This window comes from Streptomyces sp. iso_384 (genome assembly GCF_056172905.1).
On sequence record NZ_JBWBTT010000001.1, the window covers coordinates 7,928,497 to 7,951,631 of the forward strand.

Consider the following 23,135-nt stretch of genomic DNA (forward strand, 5'->3'; position numbering starts at 1 on the left):
CCCCATGCACAGCCCATCGCCCCGCTCCCTCGTCGACCTGCCGATCCGGCGCCTGAACCGGGGAGATCTGGTCTCCTGCGCGGATCTCTGCGAGGACCGCGGCTGGCCGCGCGACGAACACCGGTGGGGGCTGCTCCTCTCGGCCGGCACCGGGTACGGGATCGACGCCCCGGACGGCAAGGGCCTGGCCGCAACCTGCCTGACCACGCCGTACGGATCCGACCTCACCGCGGTGGGCATGCTGCTCGTCGCCGGGCGCTACGGAGGTCAGGGGCTCGCCCGGCGGCTCATGCGGCACGTGATGGACGCGGTGGGGGACAGCCCGCTCGCGCTGTACGCCACCGAGCAGGGACGTCCGCTCTACGAAGGCCTCGGCTTCTCCCCCGTGGGCCGGGCCGAACGCGTCGGTGGCCGTTTCGTGGCTCCCCGGCCCGGCGGCTCCCTCTCGGCCGCTCCCTCCCGCCCGTCCGTGACCACCCGCCCGGCCGCTGCGGACGATCTGCAGGCGATGGTCCGGCTCGACCTCCCCGTGTTCGGCGCCGACCGGACCCATCTCCTCGCCCGGCTGCCCGCCTTCTCCGACCGGCTCCAGGTCGCCGAGGTCCACGGTGAGCTGGTCGGTTACGCGGCGCTCTGGCCGAGCGGGCACGCCGCGGTGGTCGGGCCGCTGGTGGCAAGGGACACGGCCACCGCGCAGGCTCTGGTCTCGGCCCTGGCCGGGACGACGGACCGGCCGCTGCGGGCCGACATCGACGGCCGGCACAAGGAACTGCTCGGCTGGCTGGCGGAGCACGGTCTTGAGCCTCTCTCCTGGACCACCGTGATGACGTACGGCCTCCCGGACCTGCCGGGCGACGCCGCCCGCAGGTTCTCTCCGCTCACCGTCGCGACGGGCTGACACGGAACAGCCGCGCCGCCCTCGTGGGTGGCGCGGCTGATGCGTGGTGGTGGTGCGGGTGCTTTCGAGCCGGCTGTTTCACGGTCCGGCTGCTCCGCGGGGCGCGGAGCTCAGCGCCGGGCCGCCGTTGCGGCGGCCGGTTCGGGGCTGCTCCCGGCGACGATCCGGCCCCTGCCGGTGTCCCGGCGCTCCAGCAGGCTGGAGAGCACGGCCAGGACCAGCGCGGACGCCGCGAGCACGGCGCCGACCCAGTTGGGGGCGGTGTAGCCGAGACCGGCCGCGATCACGAGGCCGCCGAGCCAGGCGGAGAGGGCGTTGCCGAGGTTGAAGGCCCCGATGTTGACGGCGGAGGCCAGCGTCGGCGCGCCCGACGCCTGGTCGAGGACCCGCTTCTGCAGCGGCGGTACGGTCGCGAAGCCCAGGGCGCCGATCAGGACGATGCTGACGGCCGCGGTGAACTTGTCGTGGGCGGTCACGGTGAACAGGCCGAGGACCACGGCGAGCGCGCCGAGCGAGACGTACAGCAGGGGCATCAGGTGGCGGTCGGCGAGCTTGCCGCCGATCAGGTTGCCGCCCACCATGCCGAGGCCGAAGAGGACCAGCAGCCAGGTGACGGACGAGGCGGAGTATCCGGCGACCTCGGTCATCATCGGGGTGATGTAGGTGATCGCGGCGAAGACTCCGCCGAAACCCAGGACGGTCATGGCCATCGCCAGCAGGACCTGGACGTTGCGGAACGCGGCCAGCTCGTGGCGGATGCGCACGCCCTCCGGCCTGGGCTGGTCCGGGACGAGCCTGGCGACGCCGAGCAGGCCCACGACGCCGAGAGCGGCGACGACGAGGAACGTGGTCCGCCAGCCCGCGGTCTGTCCGAGGTACGTGCCGAGCGGAACGCCGACGACGTTGGCGACGGTGAGCCCGGTGAACATCATCGCGATGGCCCCGGCCTTCTTCTGCGGGGCGACCAGATCGGCCGCGACCACCGAGCCGATGCCGAAGAACGCACCGTGGGCGAGGGAGGCGATCACCCGTCCGGCGAGCATGACGCCGAATACGGGGGCGAGCGCGGACACCACGTTGCCCACGATGAACAGCCCCATGAGGAGCATCAGCATGCGCTTACGGGTGACGCGGGTGCCGAGCAGCGTCATCAGCGGGGCGCCGAGGACCACACCGAGCGCGTAGCCGGTCACCAGGAAGCCTGCGGTCGGGATCGAGACCTGGAAGTCACCGGCGACCTCGGGGAGCAACCCCATGATCACGAACTCGGTCGTTCCGATCCCGAATGCCCCGATGGCGAGAGCGAGGAGCGCGAGCGGCATGGGTTCACCTTCTCTGAATATTGCGTCTGCGCCTTACGAGCGTCCACAATAATTGCAGACGCTTGTTAATTGCAAGCGCGGGCTATTGCAGGCGTCCTCTATCCTGGAGTCACGCAGCTCCCGCCCGGAGGAGAGAGACATGACAGCGACCGACCCCGCCCTGACCGCCATCGCCCAGAGCTGGTGCGCGCTCTCGCTGCTCCACGGGAAGATCGAGGCCCGGATCGAGCGGGCCCTCCAGGCCGGCCACGGGCTGAGCGCACGCGAGTACTCGCTGCTCGACGTGTTGAGCCGGCAGCACAACGGCACCGGCGGGCATCTGCAGATGAAGCAGGTCGCCGACGCCGTCGTCCTCAGCCAGAGCGCAACCACCCGGCTCGTCACCCGGCTCGAGGACCGTGGGCTGCTGACCCGCTATCTGTGCGACACCGACCGCCGGGGCATCTACACCGACGTCACCGAGGCCGGGCTCACACTGCTGGAGGCCGCCCGGCCGACGAACGACGGCGCCTTGCGGACGGCCTTGGACGAAGCGGCGGAGAACCCGGAGCTCGCCCCTCTGGTCAGGGCGGTCGAGGAGCTGAAGGTTCCGGTCTGACCGGTCCCGATCGACGGGACGCCACCCGGGACCGTCCGCCTAGGATGCCGATCATGAGTGATCTCGAAATACGCCCCGTCGCCCCGGACGACCTGGCCGCGGTGGTCACGATGCTCGCCGATGACCCTCTGGGCGCACAGCGCGAGTCCCCGGACGACCTCACCCCGTACCGGGAAGCATTCCAGCGGCTGGCCGACGACCCGAACCAGCATGTGGTCGTCGCCGTTCGCGAGGACCGGGTCGTCGGCACCCTGCAGCTGACCATCGTCCCGGGGCTGTCCCGCCGTGGCGCGACCCGCTCGATCATCGAGGGCGTCCGTATCCATGGCGACGAGCGCGGCAGCGGCCTCGGCACCCAGCTCATCCAGTGGGCGGTGGACGAATCCCGCCGCCAGAACTGCAAGTTGGTGCAGCTGACCTCGGATGTCACCCGCGAGGACGCACACCGCTTCTACGAGCGGCTCGGCTTCACGGCCAGCCATGTCGGCTTCAAGCTGGCGCTCTGACGAGGGCGGGCGGGTGGGTGTTTCACGTGAAACACCCACCCGCCCCCAGGGGACGCACCATCGCCCGAAGCCGCTCGGCCGCTCCCCGGCCCGTAACTCAGCCGCCGAGCCCGCGCCAGCCCTCCGCGTCCACACCGCCGGGCACGGCCGCCCCGGCCTCGTAGGGCTCCCGGGTGAAGACGAACGAGCCGAGGTCGAGGTGGTCCACCGAACCGTCGGCCCGGCGGACGACACGCAGCGTCTCCCCCGCGTAGTAGTCGTTCTGGCCCGTCCAGGTGCCGTCCGGCCGATAGGTGAAGGCCGCGCCGCGCCCCTTGCCGCCCAGCGGTGTGAGCTGCAGCCCCCGGTCCCCCGCGAGCGTCAGCGTGAACGTGCTGGTGCCCCAGTGCCAGATCCCGGTCAGCGCGAGCAGTTCGTCGTCCACCTCGGGCAGCGGACGCCAGGGGTCCGGGATCCGCGGCTCGGCCTCGACGACGATCCCCAGCAGTTCGGCGGCCACCGTCGCCGCGGGCAGCCCGGAGGTGGCGTTCGCGAGAACCACCGCCGCCACATCCTCCTCCGCGCAGACCCAGAGGCCGGCGACGAACCCGGGAAGCGATCCGGAATGCCCGAAGAGCACGCGCCCTTCGCCCCCGACGACCTGGAGCCCGAGACCGTACCCACTGCCGCCCGTCTCGACCGGCGCGGCCGGCGTCCGCATCTCCCGCACGGAGGAGGCCGACAGGACCCGTTCGTCGCCCTCGGTCAGGAAGGCGGCGAACCGCAGCAGGTCCGCCGTGGTGGACCAGAGCTGCCCGGCGGGCGCCATGATCCCGAGGTCCTCGGAGGGCTCGCTCAGCATGACGTCGGCCCAGGGGTGGACGGCCCAGCCGCCCGCGTGCGGCGCCACCGGCCCGGCCGTCGTCCGGTGCATACCCAGCGGTTCCAGGACCTCGCGGCGCAGCGCCTCCTCCCAGGAGACTCCGCGTACGGCTTCGACCAGCGAACCGAGCAGGGTGTAACCCGGGTTGGAGTAGTGATGGCGGTGCCCGGCCGGATGCATCTGCGGCCGGTCCCCCAGCACATCGGCGAGCTCGGGCCGCAGGCTGCCGGGCGTCCGCTCCCACCAGGGCGCGGGTGTCTCGGCACCCAGCCCCGCGGTGTGGCCCAGCAGCTGGTAGACGGTCACCCCGCCCGCGCCCGTGCCGGGAAGGTGCTTCTCCAGGGGATCGTCCAGGTCGATCAGGCCCTCGTCCCGCAGTCGCAGCACCAGAACGGCCGTGAACGTCTTGGTGATCGACCCGATCCGGTACTGCGTATCGGCGTCGGGAGCATGCCCCTCGACGCACGTACGCGCCCCGCTCCAGACCGTACGCCCCTGGCGCCGCACCGCGGCCACGACGGACGGCGCACGGCCGTCCCGCTGCGCGACGGCGATACGGTGCACCAGGGCACGCCGGGTGGTGGGAAGCAGCTCTTCGTCGATGGAAGTCATGGTCCAACCCCTACCTGACGGCACGCCCCTTGACGAACCCTTTTACCCGGAGTCGAGGTCTTCCGCGCCCTGGGCGCCGGGCGCAGCGCACCGGTGGGCACCCGGCACCTTCACAGCGAGCCGAGAAACCCCCTGACGGCCCCGGCGAATTCCACCGGGACGGTCTCATGGACGGTGTGCCCGGCCGGAAGCTCCACGAGCCGGGTACGCCGACGCCGTGCCGCCATGCTCCTCGCGTGCTCGGCGCTCAGGACCGTACTGCGGCTGCCGCGGACGAGCAGGGGCCGGGCAGTCGCCGGCCAGCCAGTCGCCCCAGTGATCCCCGATGAGGAGCCGCTGCGAGGCGTTCATGTCCCGCGCGTCGAAGGGCGAGACCCCAGCCGTCCGGATACTCGCGCACGGCGTCCACGAGGTACGGTGCCGACGGCCAGGGCCACCGAAGTCGGGAAAGGCAGGCCGCCGCCGGGACACGTACACCGCGCGGCGTTCCGGCTCGGGCGGAGTCCTCCTGGTCATGGCCGCCCGTACGAGCGCTCCTCGACGCGTGGTCAGGAGGCCCCGGTGTGGTGGTCCAGCAGGCGGGTGAGGAACCGGACGAGCTGGTCGCGTTCGGACGGGCTCAGCGGCGCGAGCAGTTCGCCCTCCAGACCGTCCAGGGCGCCGTCCAGCAGGCTCAGGCGCCGGCGGCCGGGGGCGGAGATCGTGATGACGTTGCGGCGGCGGTCCTCGGGATCGGGCACCCGCTCGACGAGGCCGCGCTCGGCCAGTTCGTTGAGCACGCCGACCATGTCGCTCCGGTGGATACCGGAACGCTTGCTCAACTCGGCCTGGCTGCCCGGCCCGTACTCCTCCAGCGAGGCGAGCACCGCATAGTGCCACTTGCGCGCGTCGACCCGAACCAGCCCGTCGCCGATCAGCCGGTCCGACCGCACGGTCAGCTGCGACAGCAGTCGGCTCGGCCGCCGACGGAGCCTTTCGGGCGTCCGGGCGGTGCCGTCCTCGGGAACGCCCACGTTCTCGGCTCCGCCCATGACGTGTGCTCACTCCTTGCGCAGGGCCGACCGACGCTGTACGTTCGCTCGCGCCGAAACCGTTGGTGTCACTAACGTTAACCCGACAAACGTTCGCGGCACAGACGCCGGACCGGCGAACTCCCAGGAAGGAAGATCCGCCATTCCCACCAAGAACGTGCAGATCCCCACCGCGGACGGCCTGGCCGACGCCTTCGCCGCCCATCCCGACCACGGCGAGCGGCATCCGGGGGTCCTGATGTACGCGGACGCCTTCGGCATCCGGCCCGTCGTGCGGGAGATGGCCCGGGAACTGGCCGGGCACGGGTACTACGTGCTCGTCCCCAACTTCTTCTACCGGCACGGGCCGACACCGGTCGCCGACCTTCCCGAGCACATCGGGGAGGAGGACCGGCCCGCGCTCATCGGCCGGCTGATGCCCCTGATCGAGGCGCACACCACCGAACGCGTCCTGCGCGACGCCGACGCCTACCTCGGCTTCCTCGCGGATCAGCCCGAAGCGGCGGCCGGACCGGTCGCGGTGACCGGCTACTGCATCGGCGGCCTCCTGGCGACCCGCACCGCCACGGCCCGCCCAGGACAGGTGGCCGCCCTCGCCGCGTTCCACGCCCCCGTCGCCGCCGACGGGCCCGACAGCCTGCGCCGCCTCACCGCCGAGGTCCACTTCGGCCACGCCGCCACGGACATCACGCCCGAGGCACTCGGCGAGCTCAACCGGTCCCTGGACGCGGCGGGCATCGACTACACCTCCGAGATCTACCCGGACACCGTCCACGGCTTCACCATGTCCGACACCGACGCCTTCGCCCCGGCCGGACTGCGCCGCCACTGGGACCGACTGCTTCCCCTCCTCGCCCGCACCCTGCCGCACGGCTGACGGCTCCGGGCGCGTCCGGCGCAGGCCCGCGCCTGCGTCGGTCAGGTCTGCGCCATGTCCACGAAGCGGGAGTAGTGCCCCTGGAAGGCCACGGTGATGGTGGCCGTCGGACCGTTACGGTGCTTGCCGACGATGATGTCGGCCTCGCCCGCGCGCGGTGACTCCTTCTCGTACGCGTCCTCGCGGTGGAGCAGGATAACCATGTCGGCGTCCTGCTCGATGGAGCCGGACTCACGCAGGTCGGACACCATCGGTTTCTTGTCCGTGCGCTGCTCGGGGCCACGGTTCAGCTGCGAGAGCGCGATCACCGGCACCTCCAGCTCCTTGGCCAGCAGCTTCAGGTTTCGGGACATGTCCGAGACCTCCTGCTGGCGGCTCTCGGACCGCTTCGAGCCACCGGCCTGCATCAGCTGCAGATAGTCGATGATCACGAGCTTGATGTCGTTGCGCTGCTTGAGCCGGCGGCACTTCGCGCGGATCTCCATCATCGACAGGTTGGGGGAGTCGTCGATGTAGAGCGGGGCGGCGGAGACCTCGGGCATCCGGCGCGCGAGCCGCGTCCAGTCCTCGTCCGTCATCGTGCCGGACCGCATGTGGTGCAGGGCCACCCGCGCCTCGGCCGACAGCAGACGCATCGCGATCTCGTTGCGGCCCATTTCGAGGGAGAAGATGACGCTGGGCAGGTTGTTCTTGATCGACGCGGCACGCGCGAAGTCCAGCGCCAGCGTGGACTTGCCCATGGCGGGGCGGGCCGCGATGACGATCATCTGGCCGGGGTGCATGCCGTTGGTCAGGGCGTCGAGGTCCGTGAAACCCGTCGGCACACCGGTCATCTCGCCGCTGCGCGAGCCGATGGCCTCGATCTCGTCGAGCGCGCCCTCCATGATGTCGCCGAGCGGGAGGTAGTCCTCGCTGGTGCGCTGCTCGGTGACCGCGTAGATCTCGGCCTGCGCGGAGTTGACGATCTCGTCGACGTCCCCGTCTGCCGCGTATCCCATCTGCGTGATCTTCGTGCCCGCCTCGACCAGCCGCCGGAGTACCGCCCGCTCGTGGACGATCTCCGCGTAGTACGAGGCGTTGGCCGCGGTGGGGACGGACTGCACCAGGGTGTGCAGATACGGAGCTCCGCCGACCTTGGTGATCTCCCCGCGCTTGACCAGCTCGGCGGCGACGGTGATCGGGTCGGCTGGCTCGCCCTTGGCGTAGAGGTCGAGGATCGCCGTGTAGACGGTCTCGTGGGCGGGGCGGTAGAAGTCGTGCCCCTTGATGATCTCCACGACGTCCGCGATGGCGTCCTTGGACAGCAGCATGCCGCCGAGGACCGACTGCTCGGCGTCGAGATCCTGCGGCGGCACCCGCTCGAACCCGGGGGAACCGCCTTCCCAGGCCTCGTCCGAACCCCGGTCGTGGCGGTCCTCACGCCCCTTGCGGTCCCCGCGACGCTGGCGGGAGACAGGCAGACGGTCCCCGGGACCGGTCTCGGTCCAGGGGTCGTCCAAAGGCTCGGGAATGCTCACCGGGCCGCCTCCTCCCGTCCGCATCGCGGACCTAGCCGTGCCACTCTTTCTTACGGCACGGCACCGACAAACAGGTCGCCCGACTCCACTTCCGGCGCGTCTGGTTCGGTGGATTCCGGTGCCGGAACGGAGTGCGGGCGCCGCACTACGGTAGGCCCCTCCGCACCGTCAGCCAATCTGGTTATCCACAGGGCATGTGGACGACGGACCAGATGTTGTGGAGAACCCCGCCGAACCTGTGCACGGAACGGGGGACAGTACTGTGGACAAACTCATAGCGACCTCGGCGTAACCACTCTGACCTGCGCCTTCTCCATCCACCGACTGTGGGGGAGAAAAACTTTCGCCCTCATTTCAAGATCACCGCAAACAGCGCGGGAGGGAGAGCTCCGCCCGGTCAGAAGTAAGGGCCAAGAAGCGATTGCATCTCTTACCTGTGGAAGATTAGATTGACCCCCATGACCAAGGCCCCCGCGACCTCGAAGAACGGCCGCCGACGACACGACCGCGAGATCTTCGCCCTTGCCGTGCCGGCCTTCGGCGCGCTCGTCGCCGAGCCCCTGTTCGTGATGGTCGACAGCGCCGTCGTCGGCCACCTCGGCACCCCGCAACTGGCCGGGCTCGGCATCGCCGCAGCCCTTCTGATGACTGCCGTGAGCATCTTCGTCTTCCTCGCCTACGCGACCACGGCGGCCGTCGCCCGTCGCGTCGGGGCGGGCGATCTGCCCGCCGCAATCCGGCAGGGCATGGACGGCATCTGGCTCGCCCTGCTGCTCGGAGTCGCCGTCGTCGCCCTCGCGGTACCGACGGCCCCCTGGCTCATCGACGTCTTCGGCGCGTCCGACACCGCGGCCCCGTACGCCATCACGTATCTGAGGATCTCCATCCTCGGCATCCCGGCCATGCTCGTCGTGCTCGCCGCCACCGGCGTACTGCGCGGCCTCCAGGACACCCGCACCCCGCTGTACGTCGCCATCGGCGGTTTCACGGCGAACGCCGCCCTCAATGTGACCCTCGTCTACGGTGCCGGGCTCGGCATCGCCGGATCCGCGTGGGGAACGGTGATCGCCCAGGTCGGTATGGCCGCCGTCTACCTCGTCGTGGTGGTCCGCGGAGCCCGGAGGCACGGCGCCTCCCTGCGCCCCGACGCGGCCGGCATCAGGGCCAGCGCACGGGCCGGCGTCCCCCTGCTGGTCCGGACCCTGTCCTTGCGCGCCGTCCTGATGATCGCCACCGCCGTCGCCGCCCGGCTCGGTGACGTCGACATCGCCGCGCACCAGATCATCCTTTCCCTCTGGAGCCTGACCGCCTTCGCACTCGACGCCATCGCCATCGCGGGGCAGGCGATCATCGGCCGCTATCTGGGGGCGGACGACGAAAAGGGCGCACGCGAGGCCTGCCGCCGCATGGTCGAATGGGGCATCGGCTGCGGCATCGTGCTCGGCGTCCTCATCGTGCTCGCCCGGCCCCTGTTCATCCCGCTCTTCACGAGCGACCCCTCGGTGAAGGACACCCTGCTCCCCGCGCTCCTGGTCGTGGCGGTCTCCCAGCCGATCGCCGGAGTGGTCTTCGTCCTGGACGGCGTACTGATGGGAGCCGGTGACGGACGCTATCTCGCCTGGGCGATGCTGGTGACGCTCGCCGTCTTCGCTCCCGTCGCGCTCCTGGTGCCCACACTCGGCGGCGGGCTCACCGCGCTCTGGTGGGCGATGACGCTGATGATGGCCGTCCGCCTCATCACGCTCTGGCTGCGCACTCGATCGGGCCGGTGGATCGTCACCGGCGCCACGCGCTGATCCTTACGCTTCGCGGCGCGGGCGGCTTGTTTCACGTGAAACAGGCCGCCCGTTTCACGTAAACGTCCGCGGTGTTTCACGTGAAACACCGCGGCCCCGGAACACGGTGAAGGGCCGCACCCAACGGGTGCGGCCCTTCACTGACTCAGCTGAATTCTGCCCTTAGGCAGCAACGACCTCGACGCCGAGCTTCGCTGCGACCTCGGGGTGCAGACGGACGGACACCTGGTGTCCGCCGAGCATCTTGATCGGCGAGCCGAGCTCGACGCGACGCTTGTCGACGTCGGGACCACCGGCAGCCTTGATCGCCGCAGCGACGTCGGCCGGGGTGACCGAGCCGAAGAGACGGCCGGCGTCGCCGGAGCGAACAGCCAGACGGACCTTCACGCCCTCGAGCTTGGCCTTGATCTCGTTGGCCTGCTCGATCGTCGCGATCTCGTGGATCTTGCGGGCGCGGCGGATCTGCGCCACGTCCTTCTCGCCGCCCTTGGTCCAGCGAATGGCGAAGCCACGCGGAACCAGGTAGTTACGGGCGTACCCGTCCTTGACGTCGACGACGTCGCCGGCGGTGCCGAGGCCGGAGACCTCGTGGGTGAGGATGATCTTCATGCTCTTGTCACCCTTCCCTTATCGCGCGGTGGACGTGTAGGGCAGCAGCGCCATCTCACGGCTGTTCTTGACAGCCGTGGCGACGTCACGCTGGTGCTGCGTGCAGTTGCCGGTGACGCGGCGGGCACGGATCTTGCCGCGGTCGGAAATGAACTTCCGCAGCATGTTCGTGTCCTTGTAGTCCACGTACTGGGTCTTGTCCTTGCAGAACGCGCAGACCTTCTTCTTAGGCTTGCGCACAGGCGGCTTCGCCATGGTGTTTCTCCTGTGTGATCAAGAAGTGGGGGTACGAGCAGCCCTAGAAGGGAGGCTCGTCCGAGTAGCCGCCGCCAGAGGCACCGCCGGAGCCGCCGGAACCGCCGGAGCTTCCGCCCCAGCCGCCTCCGCCGCCCTGCTGTCCCCCGCCGCCCTGGCCGCCTGCCGGTGCGCCGGTCGCCCACGGGTCGTCGGCGGGTGCACCGCCGCCGCCCTGCTGGCCACCGCCACCGGGACCGCCGCCCCAGTTGCCGCCGCCCTGCTGGCCGCCGCCGTATCCACCCTGGCCGCCCTGACCACCGCGACCGGTGGTCTTGGTGACCTTGGCCGTGGCGTTCTTGAGGCTGGGGCCGACTTCCTCGACGTCCAGCTCGTAGACCGTGCGCTTGACGCCCTCACGGTCCTCGTAGGACCGCTGCTTCAGCCGGCCCTGCACGACGACGCGCATGCCTCGCTGAAGCGACTCCGCGACGTTCTCCGCCGCCTGACGCCAGACCGAGCAGGTGAGGAACAGGCCTTCGCCGTCCTTCCACTCATTGGTCTGCCGGTCGAAGATGCGGGGAGTGGACGCGACACGGAACTTCGCGACCGCCGCACCGGACGGGGTGAAGCGCAGCTCGGGGTCGTCGACGAGATTGCCGACGACCGTGATGACGGTCTCGCCTGCCATTGGGTGAACCTCTCGGCGGGGATTGCTTCTGGCTGCTTACTGCTACTCGGACCCGAAAACCGCTGAGCTAGATGCTCAGTGGATCTCGGGACGGAGGACCTTGGTCCGGAGGACCGACTCGTTCAGGTTCATCTGGCGGTCGAGCTCCTTGACGACCGCAGGCTCGGCCTGCAGGTCGATGACCGAGTAGATGCCCTCGGGCTTCTTCTTGATCTCGTAGGCGAGCCGACGACGGCCCCAGGTGTCGACCTTCTCCACCTTTCCGTCGCCCTCACGGACGACGGAGAGGAAGTTCTCGATCAGCGGGGAGACTGCTCGCTCCTCGAGATCGGGGTCGAGGATGACCATCACCTCGTAGTGACGCATGTGGAACCCACCTCCTTTGGACTCAGCGGCCACGGTCGTTCCGTGGCAGGAGGGTCGTGATGCGTGTCGCAACGGCGTTCCCGAGGAAAACATCCGGCACTGACAATCCGCTCCCGAACGATCCCGGAGTGGGGTTCGGGTAGAGGCTCGCCGTGCTGGCCTGGGCAGACACCGGTGCAGACCGTACAGACTACCCGTAGACCGGCTTCCGGTTGAAATCAGGAGCTCAGAGGGCACAATCGAGACAGATGCGGTGTGAGAGGCGCTACACCCGCGCGGTGCGGGAGGCGCTGGATCCACCGCCCATCCGTCCGGCCAGGAGGTACTCCATGGCACAGACCATTCGCCCCGCCACCGGCTCGCTCTTCGCGACGGACGGCAAGCCGCACCCGCTCCAGGACACCCTGCTCGCCGTGACCCTCGTGCTGGGCGCTCTCGCCTTCGTGACGGCGATGTTCCACCACCTGCACCTGATCAGCTCGTGGGCCGGGCTGGTCGGCATCCTGACCGGTGGATACGGGATGTACGTCTCCAGGACGACCGGCGAGCGGTTCGGCCTGGTCATCGGACTCGGTGCGTCGGCCGTCGGCTTCTTCCTCGGCATGGCCCACGGCGGCCTCTTCGGCGGCGTGATCACCTGACCGGACCACCGGCCGGAGCACGGACCGGTGCGGGTGCCCGGGCGCCCGCCCCGGTCAGTCGTACGTTCCTGCCCCCGGGGCCAGGCCGGGCGGTCCTCGGTCACAGTAGGCTTCGGCGCGAGAGCCGGAGCCCCTGACCGATGGGGACACACCTGCCGAGGAGCGCCCCGCATGAGCCTGACCCTGAGGACCATCAGCCGAGAGCAGCATCTGGCGTACATCCAGAGCCTGCCCTCGGCCAGTCACTGCCAGGTCCCGGCGTGGGCTGATGTGAAGACCGAATGGCGCTCGGAGAACCTGGGCTGGTTCGACAAGAACGGCGAGATCGTCGGCGCCGGCCTCGTCCTGTACCGCCAGCTGCCCAAGATCAAGCGATACCTGGCGTACCTCCCCGAGGGCCCGGTCATCAACTGGTACGCACCGAACCTGGACGACTGGCTCCAGCCGATGCTCGCCCACCTCAAGCAGCAGGGCGCCTTCTCCGTGAAGATGGGCCCGCCGGTGGTCATCCGCCGATGGGACTCCGCGGCCATCAAGTCCGGCATCCAGGACCCGGACGTGAAGCGCCTGCGCGACGTCGAGGCCACGCACATCGAGCCGCGCGCCTTCGAGGTCGCGGACCGGCTGCGGAAGATGGGCTGGCAGCAGGGCGAGGACGGCGGCGCCGGATTCGGTGACGTACAGCCCCGCTACGTCTTCCAGGTGCCGCTGGCCAACCGCTCGCTGGAGGACGTCCTCAAGGGCTTCAACCAGCTGTGGCGCCGCAACATCAAGAAGGCCGACAAAGCCGGCGTCGAGGTCGTCCAGGGCGGCTACGAGGACCTGGCCGAGTGGCAGCGGCTCTACGAGATCACCGCCGTGCGCGACCACTTCCGGCCGCGCCCTCTCTCGTACTTCCAGCGCATGTGGACCGTCCTCAACTCCGAGGACCCCAACCGGATGCGGCTCTACTTCGCCCGCCACAACGGCGTGAACCTCTCCGCCGCCACGATGCTCGTCGTCGGCGGACACGTCTGGTACTCCTACGGCGCCTCCGACAACATCGGGCGCGAGGTCCGGCCGTCGAACGCGATGCAGTGGCGCATGCTGCGCGACAGCTACGCGATGGGCGCGACCGTCTACGACCTGCGCGGGATCAGCGACTCGCTGGACGAGACCGACCACCTCTTCGGCCTGATCCAGTTCAAGGTCGGCACCGGCGGCGAGGCCGTCGAGTACGTCGGCGAGTGGGACTTCCCGCTCAACAAGCTGCTCCACAAGGCGCTCGACATCTACATGTCGCGCCGCTGACCGGCTTCCATACCTCTCTCGGCACCACCCGTTCGTTCCCTGATCCACCGCAGCCACCAGAAAGGTTCCGGGCCGCCATGGCGCTCTCCCTCTACGTCGACACCGCGCGCTGGCGGGCGCACCAGAAGTCCGTGATCGACCAGTTCCCCGGTCTCGTACCCGTCTGCAAGGGCAACGGCTACGGCTTCGGCCACGAGCGCCTCGCCGACGAGACGATCCGCTTCGGGTCCGACACCCTCGCCGTCGGGACGACCTACGAAGCGGCCCGGATCAAGGACTGGTTCAGCGGCGACCTGCTCGTCCTGACCCCGTTCCGGCGCGGCGAGGAGCCCGTACCGCTGCCGGACCGCGTCATCCGGTCCGTCTCCTCCGTCGACGGGGTGCACGCCCTGGTCGGCGCCCGCGTCGTCATCGAGTGCATGAGCTCGATGAAGCGCCACGGCGTCAAGGAGGAGGAGCTCGGGCAGCTGCACGCGGCGATCGAGGACGTACGGCTCGAAGGTTTCGCCCTGCACCTGCCGCTGGACCGCACCGACGGCTCCGACGCCGTCGAGGAGGTCATCGGCTGGATGGACCGGCTGCGCGCGGCCCGGCTGCCGTTGCACACCATGTTCGTCAGCCATCTGCGCGCCGAGGAGCTGGCACGGCTCCAGCAGCAGTTCCCGCAGACCCGCTTCCGCGCCCGTATCGGCACCCGGCTCTGGCTCGGCGACCACGAGGCCACCGAGTACCGGGGGGCCGTCCTGGACGTCACGCCGGTCGTCAAGGGCGACCGCTTCGGCTACCGCCAGCAGAAGGCCGCGTCCGACGGCTGGCTGGTCGTCGTGGCCGGCGGCACGTCCCACGGGGTCGGCCTGGAGGCGCCCAAGGCGCTGCACGGCGTGATGCCGCGGGCCAAGGGAGTCGCCCGCGCGGGCCTGGCCACGGTCAACCGCAACCTGTCGCCGTTCGTCTGGGCGGGCAAGCAGCGGTGGTTCGCCGAGCCGCCGCACATGCAGGTGTCGATCCTGTTCGTGCCCTCGGACGCCCAGGAGCCGCGCGTCGGCGACGAGCTGGTCGCCCATCTGCGCCACACGACCACGCAGTACGACCGGCTCGTCGACCGCTGAGCCGCCCCTTCCTGAGAAGCCGCCCCCGGCTCAGCCGTCCCGGGTGGGCGTCGCGCCCCACTCAACCTGAGGTCCCGTGACCGTCGGGGCCGTGTGCCCGGACGGTCGGGCCTCGGGCGCCAGCACGAACGTGTCCGGAGCCCCGTCGAGTACTCCGCCCGACGGGTCGTCCGACCCGTCCCTGCGCACCGGGTCCTTCTCCGGCAGAAGGATGTCCCGGACGATCAGCGCGCACAGGTACAGCGTGCCGAGCAGGTGCAGGGCGATCGCGACCTGGTAGCCCTCCTGCGGCAGCCCCTGGTGCGCGTCCCCACCGCTGGTGTACGCGAGGTAGAACCAGATCCCGAGGAAGTACATGACCTCGCAGGCCTGCCAGATGAGGAAGTCGCGCCAGCGCGGCCGGGCCAGGACGGCCAGCGGGATCAGCCACAGCACGTACTGCGGTGAGTAGACCTTGTTCGTCAGGATGAACGCGGCCACCACCAGGAACGCCAGCTGGGCGAAGCGCGGCCGGCGCGCCGCGGACAGCGCCAGGCCCGCGATGCCCGCGCAGAACACCACCATCAGGACGACCGACGCGGTGTTGACCGTCTCCACGTCGATGGGCTTGCCGGTGCGCTGGGTGATGATCAGCCAGAACGAGCCGAAGTCGATGGGCCGCTCCTGGCTGAACGTGTAGAACTTCCGCCACCCCTCGGGCGCGAAGATCATCACCGGCAGGTTCACCACCAGCCAGGCGGCCCCCGCGCCCAGCAGGGCCGTACCGAACTCGCGCCACCGGCCCGCCCGCCAGCAGAGCACCAGGAGCGGGCCGAGCAGCAGGACGGGGTAGAGCTTGGCGGCCGTCGCCAGGCCGATGAGGATGCCGAACGCGAGCACCCGGCCCCGGGACCACATCATCATCGCCGCGGCCGTCAGGGCGACGGCCAACAGGTCCCAGTTGATGGTCGCGGTGAGGACGAACGCGGGGGCCAGCGCGACCAGGAGACCGTCCCAGGGGCGGCGGCGGTGCGTACGGACGGTGCACACGGCGATGACGACCGCGCAGATCATCAGCATGCCCGCGTTGACCATCCAGTACATCTGCTCGCGCTGCTGGATGGGGTCGCTGTCGGGCGTCAGTGTCAGCCAGGCCGCCACCTGCATGAACACCCCGGTCAGCACGGGGTACTCCAGGTACTGCATGTCGCCGCTCAGCCGGTCGAAGTACGGCACCAGGCCGTCGGCGAACCCGCGCCCCAGGAAGAGGTGCGGAATGTCGGAGTAGCAGGCGTGCGTGTACTGCGAGGTGGCCCCGCGGAACCAGGCCCATTCGTAACAGGGGATCTTCTGCACCATGCCGAGGGCGAACATCCCGATCATGACCAGCGCGACGACGCGCACCGGCGTGAGCGGACCGTCGCCGAGCCGCGCCCAGCGTCCCACCCGGCCGCCGAACAGCTCGCTGCCGGCCGCCGCGACCTCGTCCTGATCGGTGGGCCGCACGACGGGCGGTTCCTGGTGCACGCTCGTGTCTTCTGCGCTGGGGCTTGGCATGCCGCACATCCTGCCGTACGGGGCTGTGCCCGGGGCAAGGACCGCTCGGGGGACACGGCGGGAGAGCCGGGCCACCGGGAACGCGACGAGGGCCGCCGCACCCGCGTGGTGCGACGGCCCTCGTCACTGTGCTCGGCCGGTCCGGCTATCCGGAGGTGCCCCAGATCGATCCGGTTCCGCCCGGGTTGCCGTTGGCTCCCTGGGCGCCGCCGTTGTCACTGCCGTCAGTGGTTCCGGTGTTGTCGCCGCCACCGTCGGCTCCGGTGTTGTCGCCGCCGCCGTCGGCTCCGCCGTTCTGGCCTCCGCCGTCAGCCCCGGCGTTCTGACCCCCGCCGTTGGACTCCTGGCAGTTCGGGTCGAAGAAGCCGCAGGACTTGGTCGGCGTCGGCGTCGGGCTCGGAGTGGTCGGCGTCGGCGTCGGGGTCGGACTCGGATCCTCCGAGGGCGTCTCCGAAGGCGTGGGACTGGGCGTCGGGCTCGGGCTGACCGCGCCACCGCCCCACACGACATCGCCCAGGTCCTTCGGCTCCGGGAAGGCGATGGCCTTCTTGCCCTTCATCGCCTGGGACATGTAGTCGTGCCAGATGGAGGCCGGGAACGAGGCTCCGTGGATCTTCTCCTCGCCACCCGTGCCGAACATCTCCAGGAACTCACGGTCCTTGTTCGTCTCGTCGTCGTCGAACCGGAACATGCTGATGGCGGTCGAGACCTGCGGCGTGTACCCGACGAACCAGGCGGACCGGTTGCCGTCCGTCGTACCGGTCTTGCCCGCGACCTCACGGCCCTCCAGCTGGGCGGGCGTGCCCGTCCCGTTCTCCACGACGTTCTTCAGCACGTCCGTGACGTTGTCGGCGATGACCGGGCTGAAGGCGCGCTTGGTCCTCTTCTGGTGCTTGAAGACGGTCTCGCCCCCCTTCTTCACCTCGGTCACCGAGTACGTGTCGTTCTGCTGGCCGCTCGTGGCGAAGGTGGCGTAGGAGCCCGCCATGCGGATGGCGCTGGGCGACGAGGTGCCGATGGAGAACGAGGGAACGGTCGCGTCGGCCATGAAGGTGTCGTCCTTCAGACCGGAGGCGACGGCGACGTCCTTGACCTTGTCCGTTCCGACGTCCATGCCGAGCTGCACGAACGGGGAGTTGGCGGACTGCTCCATGGCCGTCCGCAGGTCGATCTCACCGTAGTCCTTGCCGCCGTCGTTGGTCTGGCGCCATTCCTCGTTGTCCTGATTCAGCCAGATCTTGCCCGTGTAGTCCCTGATCCGCAGCCTGTTGTCGCCGTTGTAGATGCTCTTCGGCGAGACCTGGGTGCGCTGGGATTCGCTCTGTTCCTTACCGCCGGACGGGTCGCGCACGCCGTACTGCATGGCCGCGGCCAGCACGAACGGCTTCCACGTCGAACCGACCTGGGCACCCGTGGCATCCGCGTTGTTCTTGAAGTGCGTGGTGGCGTCCTGACCGCCGTACGTGGCGATGATGGCACCGGTCTTCGCGTCCACGGAGGCCCCGCCGAACTCGACGTGCGTGTCCGTGTCGGGGCGGTCCTTGGGCCGGATCTTGGCCTTGTAGACCTTGTTCACCGCGGCTTCGAGGTCCTGCACCCTCTTCTTCTGGAAGGTGGTGTGGATCTCGTAGCCGCCCAGTTCGAGCTGCTTGGCGTCGATGCCCCGGTCGTTGTTGGCGAGGAAGTACTTCTTGGCGAGATCCACCAGATAGCCGGTCTGACCGCCCAGCTTGGCGTCCTTCTTCGGCGGCAGCGGCATGGGGAACTTCGTGTACTTGGCGCGGTCCGCCGCCGACATACGCCCGTCCTTGACCTGCTCGTCGAGGATCCACTCCCAGCGTTCCTTGGCCCGCTTGGTGTTCTTCGCCTTGGTCGCGTTGACCTTGTCGATCTCGATAGCGCCGGCCGGGTCGTAGTAGCTCGCGCCCTTGAGCAGCGTGGCCAGGAAGGCGCACTCGCTCGCGTTCAGCTCGTTGGCGTCCTTGTTGTAGTACGTGCGGGCCGCTGCCTGCAGCCCGGAGGCACCGCGTCCGTAGTAGGAGACGTTGAGGTAGCCCGCCATCACGTCCTCCTTGTCCTCCTCACCGGCGACCTTGAGCGTGATGAAGAGTTCCTGGAACTTCCGCTTGAGCGTCTGGTCCTGGGTGAGCATGGAGTTCTTCACGTACTGCTGGGTGATGGTCGAACCGCCCTGGGTCTCACCGCCCGTGGCCATGTTGTACAGCGCGCGCCCTATGCCCATCGGGTCGATGCCGCGGTCGGTCTCGAAGCTCTTGTTCTCGGCGGAGATCACGGCGTTGCGCATCTCGACCGGGATCTGCTCGTACTTGAGCTCCTGGCGGTTGACCGCACCACCGGTCGCCACCATCTGCGTGCCGTCGGCCCAGTAGTAGACGTTGTTCTGCGCCTGGGCCGCCTCGTTGATGTTTGGTGGGACCACCAACGCGTAAGCGATGCCCCCCACACCCATCAGCAAGCCGAGGAACCCCAGACAGAGCCCCGACACCAGCTTCCACGAGGGCACCCAGCGGCGGAACCCGTACTTGCCGTGGCGCGGGTAGTCGATGAAGCGTTTCTTGCCGGGGCCGCCGTTGTCACGCCCCCGGCCGCCCGGCCCGTCCGAACCGCCGCCGCCGCCACCGCGTCGTCGGCCGCCACCACCGCCCGCGCCCCCGGCGTCGGCGCCACGGCGTCGGCCGCCACGCTGGGCCGCTCGGCGGGCCTCGGCGCGACTGCCGTACTGCCGCTCCTCACCGCCGTGCGACTCGTAAGGCGATTCGGAAGGTGATGCCGAAGTTGCTCTGCGTGACGGGACTGCTCGGCGTCCGGTCGACTGCTGGGCGGCTCGTCTGGCCGCGGCACGCCCGCCACCCTGTGGCTGAGGCGATTTGCGACGGTGCTCGCTCATGGAACGACTACTCCTCGGGCAGGCGAGAGCGCCTGGAAGCGGCAGTTGAGATCCGGTCCCCCCGAATTACGGACAAGCCACTGCGGAAGGCTCATCCGCAGCGCATCCAGCAGTCCGCGAAGACTGACGCGCGAGAGCGTCTCGCGGTTCCCGGTGGTCTGCATGCCGCACAGACTACGCACGGTCAAAACCCGCCTAGGGCCGAACTTCACCCCAAACGACGCAAGTCGAACCCTGGGAATTGTCGATGTGACGCCGTTCACGAAGGTCACCCTTGTCGAACAGGTCGGAGCGATCTATCGTGCTGATGTATCGAGTCGATACATCAGCACGGCATAAGTACGTCGGTGATTCCGGTGGACCGTGCCGACGGAAGCAGCGGGAGAAGGAGGAGGCACCGGTGAGCCGACGCTCCGGCATCCTTGAGTTCGCCGTCCTCGGCCTGCTCCGCGAATCGCCGATGCACGGCTATGAGCTGCGCAAACGCCTCAACACTTCGCTGGGGATCTTCCGTGCGTTCAGCTACGGGACCCTCTACCCCTGCCTCAAGACGCTGGTCGCCAGCGGCTGGTTGATCGAGGAGCCCGCCGGTGACGCGGCGGACACCACACCGGTCACCGGACGCGCGACCGCTTCCTCCTCCTCACTGACGGGACGCCGGGCGAAGATCGTCTACCGGTTGACGGCAGAAGGTAAGGAGCACTTCGAGGAGCTGCTGTCGCACACCGGTCCGGACTCCTGGGAGGACGAGCACTTCGCAGCACGTTTCGCCTTCTTCGGTCAGACCGAGCGCGATGTGCGGATGCGGGTCCTGGAAGGCCGGCGCAGCCGGCTGGAGGAGCGCCTGGAGAAGATGCGCGCCTCTCTCGCCCGCACCCGCGAACGACTCGACGACTACACGCTTGAGCTGCAGCGACACGGCATGGAGTCCGTGGAGCGCGAAGTGCGCTGGCTGAACGAGCTCATCGAGAGCGAGCGGTCGGGACGGGATCGGCGACGATCCTCACCCGAAGGCTCCGCTCAGCAGGACACACCTGGAGAGACGGGCGGCCTGCCCCGGCATCGGGACAACACCCCGCCGGATCCGTCCGACGACACCGCCAAGTGAAGTCATCGCACTCCGCGGCGACTTCATCGGAAACACCGATTACACAGGGAGCAACCGGAATGGGTTCGGTTCGCGTAGCCATCGTAGGCGTGGGCAACTGCGCCGCCTCGCTGGTGCAGGGCGTCGAGTACTACAAGGACGCCGATCCGGCCGGCAAGGTGCCCGGTCTGATGCACGTCCAGTTCGGCGATTACCACGTCAGCGACGTCGAGTTCGTCGCCGCCTTCGACGTCGACGCGAAGAAGGTCGGCCTCGACCTCGCGGACGCCATCGGCGCCAGCGAGAACAACACCATCAAGATCGCGGACGTGCCGAACACGGGCGTGACCGTCCAGCGCGGCCACACCCACGACGGTCTCGGCAAGTACTACCGCGAGACGATCGAGGAGTCCGCGGACGCCCCGGTCGACATCGTCCAGGTCCTCAAGGACAAGCAGGTCGACGTTCTCGTCTGCTACCTGCCCGTCGGTTCCGAGGTCGCTGCGAAGTTCTACGCGCAGTGCGCCATCGACGCCAAGGTCGCGTTCGTCAACGCTCTCCCGGTCTTCATCGCCGGCACCAAGGAGTGGGCGGACAAGTTCACCGAGGCCGGTGTCCCGATCGTCGGCGACGACATCAAGTCCCAGGTGGGCGCCACCATCACGCACCGCGTGATGGCGAAGCTCTTCGAGGACCGCGGTGTCATCCTGGACCGCACGATGCAGCTGAACGTCGGCGGCAACATGGACTTCAAGAACATGCTCGAGCGTGAGCGCCTGGAGTCCAAGAAGATCTCGAAGACGCAGGCCGTCACCTCGCAGATCCGTGACCGTGAGCTCGGTGCGGACAACGTCCACATCGGCCCCTCGGACTACGTGGCCTGGCTGGACGACCGCAAGTGGGCGTACGTGCGCCTCGAGGGCCGCGCGTTCGGCGACGTTCCGCTGAACCTGGAGTACAAGCTCGAGGTGTGGGACTCCCCGAACTCGGCCGGTGTCATCATCGACGCCGTCCGCGCCGCGAAGATCGCCAAGGACCGCGGCATCGGTGGCCCGATCCTCTCGGCTTCGAGCTACTTCATGAAGAGCCCGCCCGTGCAGTACTTCGACGACGAGGCCCGCGAGAACGTCGAGAAGTTCATCAAGGGCGAGACCGAGAGCTGAACCGGCCTTCTCGGCCGACAGCCACACCGGAGTGCTGAGCGGAGACGCTCACCTCTTCCTGCCGCACGTCGGGGGTCCCCGGGCAATCCGCCCGTGGACCCCCGACGTGTGTGACGCTTGCTCCCATGTCTGTCGCGCGTGATCTGCGCACCCTGCTGCGCCTGCGGAACTTCCGCCGCCTGCTCACCGTGCGGCTCCTGTCGCAGTCCGCCGACGGCGTCTACCAGGTCGCCCTCGCCACGTACGTCGTCTTCTCCCCGGAGAAGCAGACCTCGGCCGCCGCCATCGCCTCCGCGATGGCCGTGCTCCTGCTGCCCTACTCCCTGATCGGCCCGTTCGCGGGGGTGCTGCTGGACCGCTGGCCCCGGCGCCAGGTCTTCCTCTACGGAAACCTCCTGCGGGCAGCCCTGGCCTGCTCCACGGCGCTCCTGATCCTCGCCTCGGTGCCCGACTGGCTCTTCTACGCCTCGGCCCTCTGCGTCACCGCCGTCAACCGTTTCGTGCTGGCCGGCCTCTCCGCCGCCCTGCCCCGGGTGGTCGACACCGACCGCCTCGTCGTCGCCAACTCCCTCTCCCCGACCGCCGGCACTCTGGCGGCGACCGCGGGAGGCGGACTCGCCTTCGTCGTGAGGCTGGTGGCCGACGAGTCCGACGCGGCGGTCGTGCTGCTGGGGTCGATGCTCTACCTGCTGTCCGCGCTGGCATCCCTGAGCCTGCCCCGGGCCCTGCTGGGGCCGGACACCGACGGGAGTCCCCTGCGGTTGCGAGCGGCTCTGGCCGTCACCGCACGCGGGCTCGTCGCCGGATTGCGGCATCTGGCACAGCGCAACCACGCGGCCCGGGCGCTGGCCGCGATGACCGTGATCCGCTTCTGCTACGGCGCCCTCACCGTGATGGTGCTCATGCTGTGCCGCTACGCCTGGTCGGACACCGAGTCCGACGGGCTGGCCCTGCTCGGCCTGGCGGTCGGGGTGTCCGGCGCGGGGTTCTTCGTCGCCGCCGCCCTCACCCCGTGGGCCGTGGGGCTCCTCGGCCGGTACGGGTGGATCGTGGGCTGCGCCGGGGCGGCGGCCGTCCTGGTGCCCGCCCTGGGCCTCTCCTTCGCCCCCGTCCCGATGCTGATCGCCGCCTTCGTGCTCGGCGTCGTGACCCAGGGGTCGAAGATCGCGACCGACACGGTCGTACAGACCTCGGTCGACGACTCCTTCCGCGGCCGGGTCTTCTCGCTCTACGACGTGCTCTTCAACGTCGCGTTCGTGAGCGCCGCGGGAGTGGCGGCCCTGATGCTCCCGCCGGACGGCAGATCGGTCTCCGTCGTGGCGGTCGTGTCGGTGCTGTACGCGGTGGTGGCCGTGACGATGCTCCGCTGGCGGCGTACCGATGCCCGACGCTAGCCGCTCATGGATGTGGCGAGGGGCGTTGTTTCACGTGAAACAACGCCCCTCGCCACATCCGGCCGGTGATGTTTCACGTGAAACATCA

At 69.3% G+C, this 23,135-nt stretch carries 21 protein-coding genes; 11 read left to right on the top strand and 10 right to left on the bottom strand.

Features of this window, described 5'->3' with window-relative positions:
- Nucleotides 1-4: 4 nt before the first annotated feature.
- Entirely contained in the window at nucleotides 5-898 is an 894-nt protein-coding gene (locus tag AC0VY3_RS36030; protein WP_475551603.1) for a GNAT family N-acetyltransferase, read from the top strand.
- 110 nt (nucleotides 899-1,008) lie between these two features.
- On the opposite strand, the gene AC0VY3_RS36035 is transcribed toward AC0VY3_RS36030, so the two are convergent.
- Nucleotides 1,009-2,220, bottom strand: coding sequence for an MFS transporter (locus AC0VY3_RS36035; protein WP_475551604.1), 1,212 nt, complete (start codon nucleotides 2,218-2,220; stop codon nucleotides 1,009-1,011).
- Nucleotides 2,221-2,359: 139 nt separating this feature from the next.
- On the opposite strand from AC0VY3_RS36035, the gene AC0VY3_RS36040 reads away from it, so the two are divergent.
- Both AC0VY3_RS36040 and AC0VY3_RS36045 read left to right on the top strand, forming a co-directional pair.
- A complete protein-coding gene (locus AC0VY3_RS36040; RefSeq protein ID WP_103508842.1) occupies nucleotides 2,360-2,818 on the top strand; it encodes a MarR family winged helix-turn-helix transcriptional regulator in 459 nt (152 codons plus the stop codon).
- 53 nt (nucleotides 2,819-2,871) lie between these two features.
- The gene (locus AC0VY3_RS36045) at nucleotides 2,872-3,324 is read left to right on the top strand and encodes an N-acetyltransferase family protein (protein ID WP_475551605.1); all 453 of its coding nucleotides are present in this window, start codon (nucleotides 2,872-2,874) and stop codon (nucleotides 3,322-3,324) included.
- Nucleotides 3,325-3,421: 97 nt separating this feature from the next.
- Here the strand turns inward: AC0VY3_RS36045 and AC0VY3_RS36050 are convergent, their stop codons facing one another.
- Together AC0VY3_RS36050 and AC0VY3_RS36055 are read right to left on the bottom strand one after the other, a co-directional pair.
- Nucleotides 3,422-4,798, bottom strand: coding sequence for a serine hydrolase domain-containing protein (locus AC0VY3_RS36050; protein WP_103508844.1), 1,377 nt, complete (start codon nucleotides 4,796-4,798; stop codon nucleotides 3,422-3,424).
- 548 nt (nucleotides 4,799-5,346) lie between these two features.
- Nucleotides 5,347-5,829 carry a MarR family winged helix-turn-helix transcriptional regulator gene (locus AC0VY3_RS36055; RefSeq protein WP_475551606.1) on the bottom strand — a complete coding sequence of 161 codons (483 nt, stop codon included), beginning with the start codon at nucleotides 5,827-5,829 and terminating at the stop codon, nucleotides 5,347-5,349.
- A 157-nt stretch (nucleotides 5,830-5,986) separates the two neighbouring features.
- Between AC0VY3_RS36055 and AC0VY3_RS36060 the strand changes: the two genes are divergently transcribed.
- A complete protein-coding gene (locus tag AC0VY3_RS36060; RefSeq protein ID WP_475551607.1) occupies nucleotides 5,987-6,706 on the top strand; it encodes a dienelactone hydrolase family protein in 720 nt (239 codons plus the stop codon).
- Between the two features lie 41 nt (nucleotides 6,707-6,747).
- On the opposite strand, the gene dnaB is transcribed toward AC0VY3_RS36060, so the two are convergent.
- Nucleotides 6,748-8,223, bottom strand: a complete 1,476-nt coding sequence (gene dnaB, locus AC0VY3_RS36065; RefSeq protein ID WP_026290418.1) for a replicative DNA helicase — start codon at nucleotides 8,221-8,223, stop codon at nucleotides 6,748-6,750.
- A gap of 458 nt (nucleotides 8,224-8,681) precedes the next feature.
- Between dnaB and AC0VY3_RS36070 the strand changes: the two genes are divergently transcribed.
- Nucleotides 8,682-10,019 (top strand): MATE family efflux transporter, encoded by a 1,338-nt coding sequence (locus tag AC0VY3_RS36070; RefSeq protein WP_475551608.1) that lies wholly within the window; start codon nucleotides 8,682-8,684, stop codon nucleotides 10,017-10,019.
- A 162-nt stretch (nucleotides 10,020-10,181) separates the two neighbouring features.
- On the opposite strand, the gene rplI is transcribed toward AC0VY3_RS36070, so the two are convergent.
- The 4 genes from rplI to rpsF form a co-directional block, all read right to left on the bottom strand.
- A complete protein-coding gene (rplI, locus tag AC0VY3_RS36075) occupies nucleotides 10,182-10,628 on the bottom strand; it encodes a 50S ribosomal protein L9 (RefSeq protein ID WP_475551609.1) in 447 nt (148 codons plus the stop codon).
- 18 nt (nucleotides 10,629-10,646) lie between these two features.
- A complete protein-coding gene (gene rpsR / locus AC0VY3_RS36080; protein ID WP_003967857.1) occupies nucleotides 10,647-10,883 on the bottom strand; it encodes a 30S ribosomal protein S18 in 237 nt (78 codons plus the stop codon).
- Nucleotides 10,884-10,926: 43 nt separating this feature from the next.
- On the bottom strand, nucleotides 10,927-11,553 hold the full coding sequence (locus tag AC0VY3_RS36085) for a single-stranded DNA-binding protein (protein ID WP_018957346.1): 627 nt from the start codon (nucleotides 11,551-11,553) through the stop codon (nucleotides 10,927-10,929).
- A 75-nt stretch (nucleotides 11,554-11,628) separates the two neighbouring features.
- Nucleotides 11,629-11,919 carry a 30S ribosomal protein S6 gene (gene rpsF, locus AC0VY3_RS36090; protein WP_018957345.1) on the bottom strand — a complete coding sequence of 97 codons (291 nt, stop codon included), beginning with the start codon at nucleotides 11,917-11,919 and terminating at the stop codon, nucleotides 11,629-11,631.
- A gap of 329 nt (nucleotides 11,920-12,248) precedes the next feature.
- On the opposite strand from rpsF, the gene AC0VY3_RS36095 reads away from it, so the two are divergent.
- From AC0VY3_RS36095 to AC0VY3_RS36105, 3 genes are all read left to right on the top strand, one after another.
- On the top strand, nucleotides 12,249-12,560 hold the full coding sequence (locus AC0VY3_RS36095; RefSeq protein WP_164612388.1) for a hypothetical protein: 312 nt from the start codon (nucleotides 12,249-12,251) through the stop codon (nucleotides 12,558-12,560).
- A 171-nt stretch (nucleotides 12,561-12,731) separates the two neighbouring features.
- Nucleotides 12,732-13,850 (top strand): lipid II:glycine glycyltransferase FemX, encoded by a 1,119-nt coding sequence (locus AC0VY3_RS36100; RefSeq protein ID WP_030077277.1) that lies wholly within the window; start codon nucleotides 12,732-12,734, stop codon nucleotides 13,848-13,850.
- A gap of 77 nt (nucleotides 13,851-13,927) precedes the next feature.
- Nucleotides 13,928-14,959: an alanine racemase gene (locus AC0VY3_RS36105; RefSeq protein ID WP_003967862.1), complete on the top strand. Its 1,032-nt coding sequence runs from the start codon at nucleotides 13,928-13,930 to the stop codon at nucleotides 14,957-14,959.
- A 30-nt stretch (nucleotides 14,960-14,989) separates the two neighbouring features.
- Here AC0VY3_RS36105 and AC0VY3_RS36110 read toward each other — a convergent pair whose 3' ends face one another.
- Both AC0VY3_RS36110 and AC0VY3_RS36115 read right to left on the bottom strand, forming a co-directional pair.
- A complete protein-coding gene (locus tag AC0VY3_RS36110; protein ID WP_181010841.1) occupies nucleotides 14,990-16,504 on the bottom strand; it encodes a glycosyltransferase family 87 protein in 1,515 nt (504 codons plus the stop codon).
- Between the two features lie 136 nt (nucleotides 16,505-16,640).
- Nucleotides 16,641-19,403, bottom strand: coding sequence for a transglycosylase domain-containing protein (locus AC0VY3_RS36115; RefSeq protein WP_475551610.1), 2,763 nt, complete (start codon nucleotides 19,401-19,403; stop codon nucleotides 16,641-16,643).
- Between the two features lie 400 nt (nucleotides 19,404-19,803).
- Here AC0VY3_RS36115 and AC0VY3_RS36120 point away from each other — a divergent pair, with 400 nt between their 5' ends.
- The 3 genes from AC0VY3_RS36120 (at nucleotide 19,804) to AC0VY3_RS36130 (ending at nucleotide 23,047) form a co-directional block, all read left to right on the top strand.
- Nucleotides 19,804-20,511, top strand: coding sequence for a PadR family transcriptional regulator (locus tag AC0VY3_RS36120; RefSeq protein WP_475551611.1), 708 nt, complete (start codon nucleotides 19,804-19,806; stop codon nucleotides 20,509-20,511).
- A gap of 59 nt (nucleotides 20,512-20,570) precedes the next feature.
- A complete protein-coding gene (locus AC0VY3_RS36125) occupies nucleotides 20,571-21,653 on the top strand; it encodes an inositol-3-phosphate synthase (protein ID WP_103509480.1) in 1,083 nt (360 codons plus the stop codon).
- 125 nt (nucleotides 21,654-21,778) lie between these two features.
- Nucleotides 21,779-23,047, top strand: a complete 1,269-nt coding sequence (locus AC0VY3_RS36130) for an MFS transporter (RefSeq protein WP_103509478.1) — start codon at nucleotides 21,779-21,781, stop codon at nucleotides 23,045-23,047.
- Nucleotides 23,048-23,135 lie beyond the last annotated feature (88 nt).

Bases quoted from the DNA above. Each gene is read 5' to 3' on its own strand.
- AC0VY3_RS36130 (WP_103509478.1), top strand. From the start codon at position 21,779: ATGTCTGTCGCGCGTGATCTGCGCACCCTGCTGCGCCTGCGGAACTTC.
- AC0VY3_RS36125 (WP_103509480.1), top strand. From the start codon at position 20,571: ATGGGTTCGGTTCGCGTAGCCATCGTAGGCGTGGGCAACTGCGCCGCC.
- AC0VY3_RS36085 (WP_018957346.1), bottom strand. From the start codon at position 11,553: ATGGCAGGCGAGACCGTCATCACGGTCGTCGGCAATCTCGTCGACGAC.
- AC0VY3_RS36070 (WP_475551608.1), top strand. From the start codon at position 8,682: ATGACCAAGGCCCCCGCGACCTCGAAGAACGGCCGCCGACGACACGAC.
- AC0VY3_RS36040 (WP_103508842.1), top strand. From the start codon at position 2,360: ATGACAGCGACCGACCCCGCCCTGACCGCCATCGCCCAGAGCTGGTGC.
- AC0VY3_RS36100 (WP_030077277.1), top strand. From the start codon at position 12,732: ATGAGCCTGACCCTGAGGACCATCAGCCGAGAGCAGCATCTGGCGTAC.
- AC0VY3_RS36110 (WP_181010841.1), bottom strand. From the start codon at position 16,504: ATGTGCGGCATGCCAAGCCCCAGCGCAGAAGACACGAGCGTGCACCAG.
- AC0VY3_RS36045 (WP_475551605.1), top strand. From the start codon at position 2,872: ATGAGTGATCTCGAAATACGCCCCGTCGCCCCGGACGACCTGGCCGCG.
- rpsR (WP_003967857.1), bottom strand. From the start codon at position 10,883: ATGGCGAAGCCGCCTGTGCGCAAGCCTAAGAAGAAGGTCTGCGCGTTC.
- AC0VY3_RS36115 (WP_475551610.1), bottom strand. From the start codon at position 19,403: ATGAGCGAGCACCGTCGCAAATCGCCTCAGCCACAGGGTGGCGGGCGT.
- AC0VY3_RS36105 (WP_003967862.1), top strand. From the start codon at position 13,928: ATGGCGCTCTCCCTCTACGTCGACACCGCGCGCTGGCGGGCGCACCAG.
- AC0VY3_RS36095 (WP_164612388.1), top strand. From the start codon at position 12,249: ATGGCACAGACCATTCGCCCCGCCACCGGCTCGCTCTTCGCGACGGAC.
- AC0VY3_RS36030 (WP_475551603.1), top strand. From the start codon at position 5: ATGCACAGCCCATCGCCCCGCTCCCTCGTCGACCTGCCGATCCGGCGC.
- AC0VY3_RS36050 (WP_103508844.1), bottom strand. From the start codon at position 4,798: ATGACTTCCATCGACGAAGAGCTGCTTCCCACCACCCGGCGTGCCCTG.
- AC0VY3_RS36035 (WP_475551604.1), bottom strand. From the start codon at position 2,220: ATGCCGCTCGCGCTCCTCGCTCTCGCCATCGGGGCATTCGGGATCGGA.
- rpsF (WP_018957345.1), bottom strand. From the start codon at position 11,919: ATGCGTCACTACGAGGTGATGGTCATCCTCGACCCCGATCTCGAGGAG.
- rplI (WP_475551609.1), bottom strand. From the start codon at position 10,628: ATGAAGATCATCCTCACCCACGAGGTCTCCGGCCTCGGCACCGCCGGC.
- AC0VY3_RS36055 (WP_475551606.1), bottom strand. From the start codon at position 5,829: ATGGGCGGAGCCGAGAACGTGGGCGTTCCCGAGGACGGCACCGCCCGG.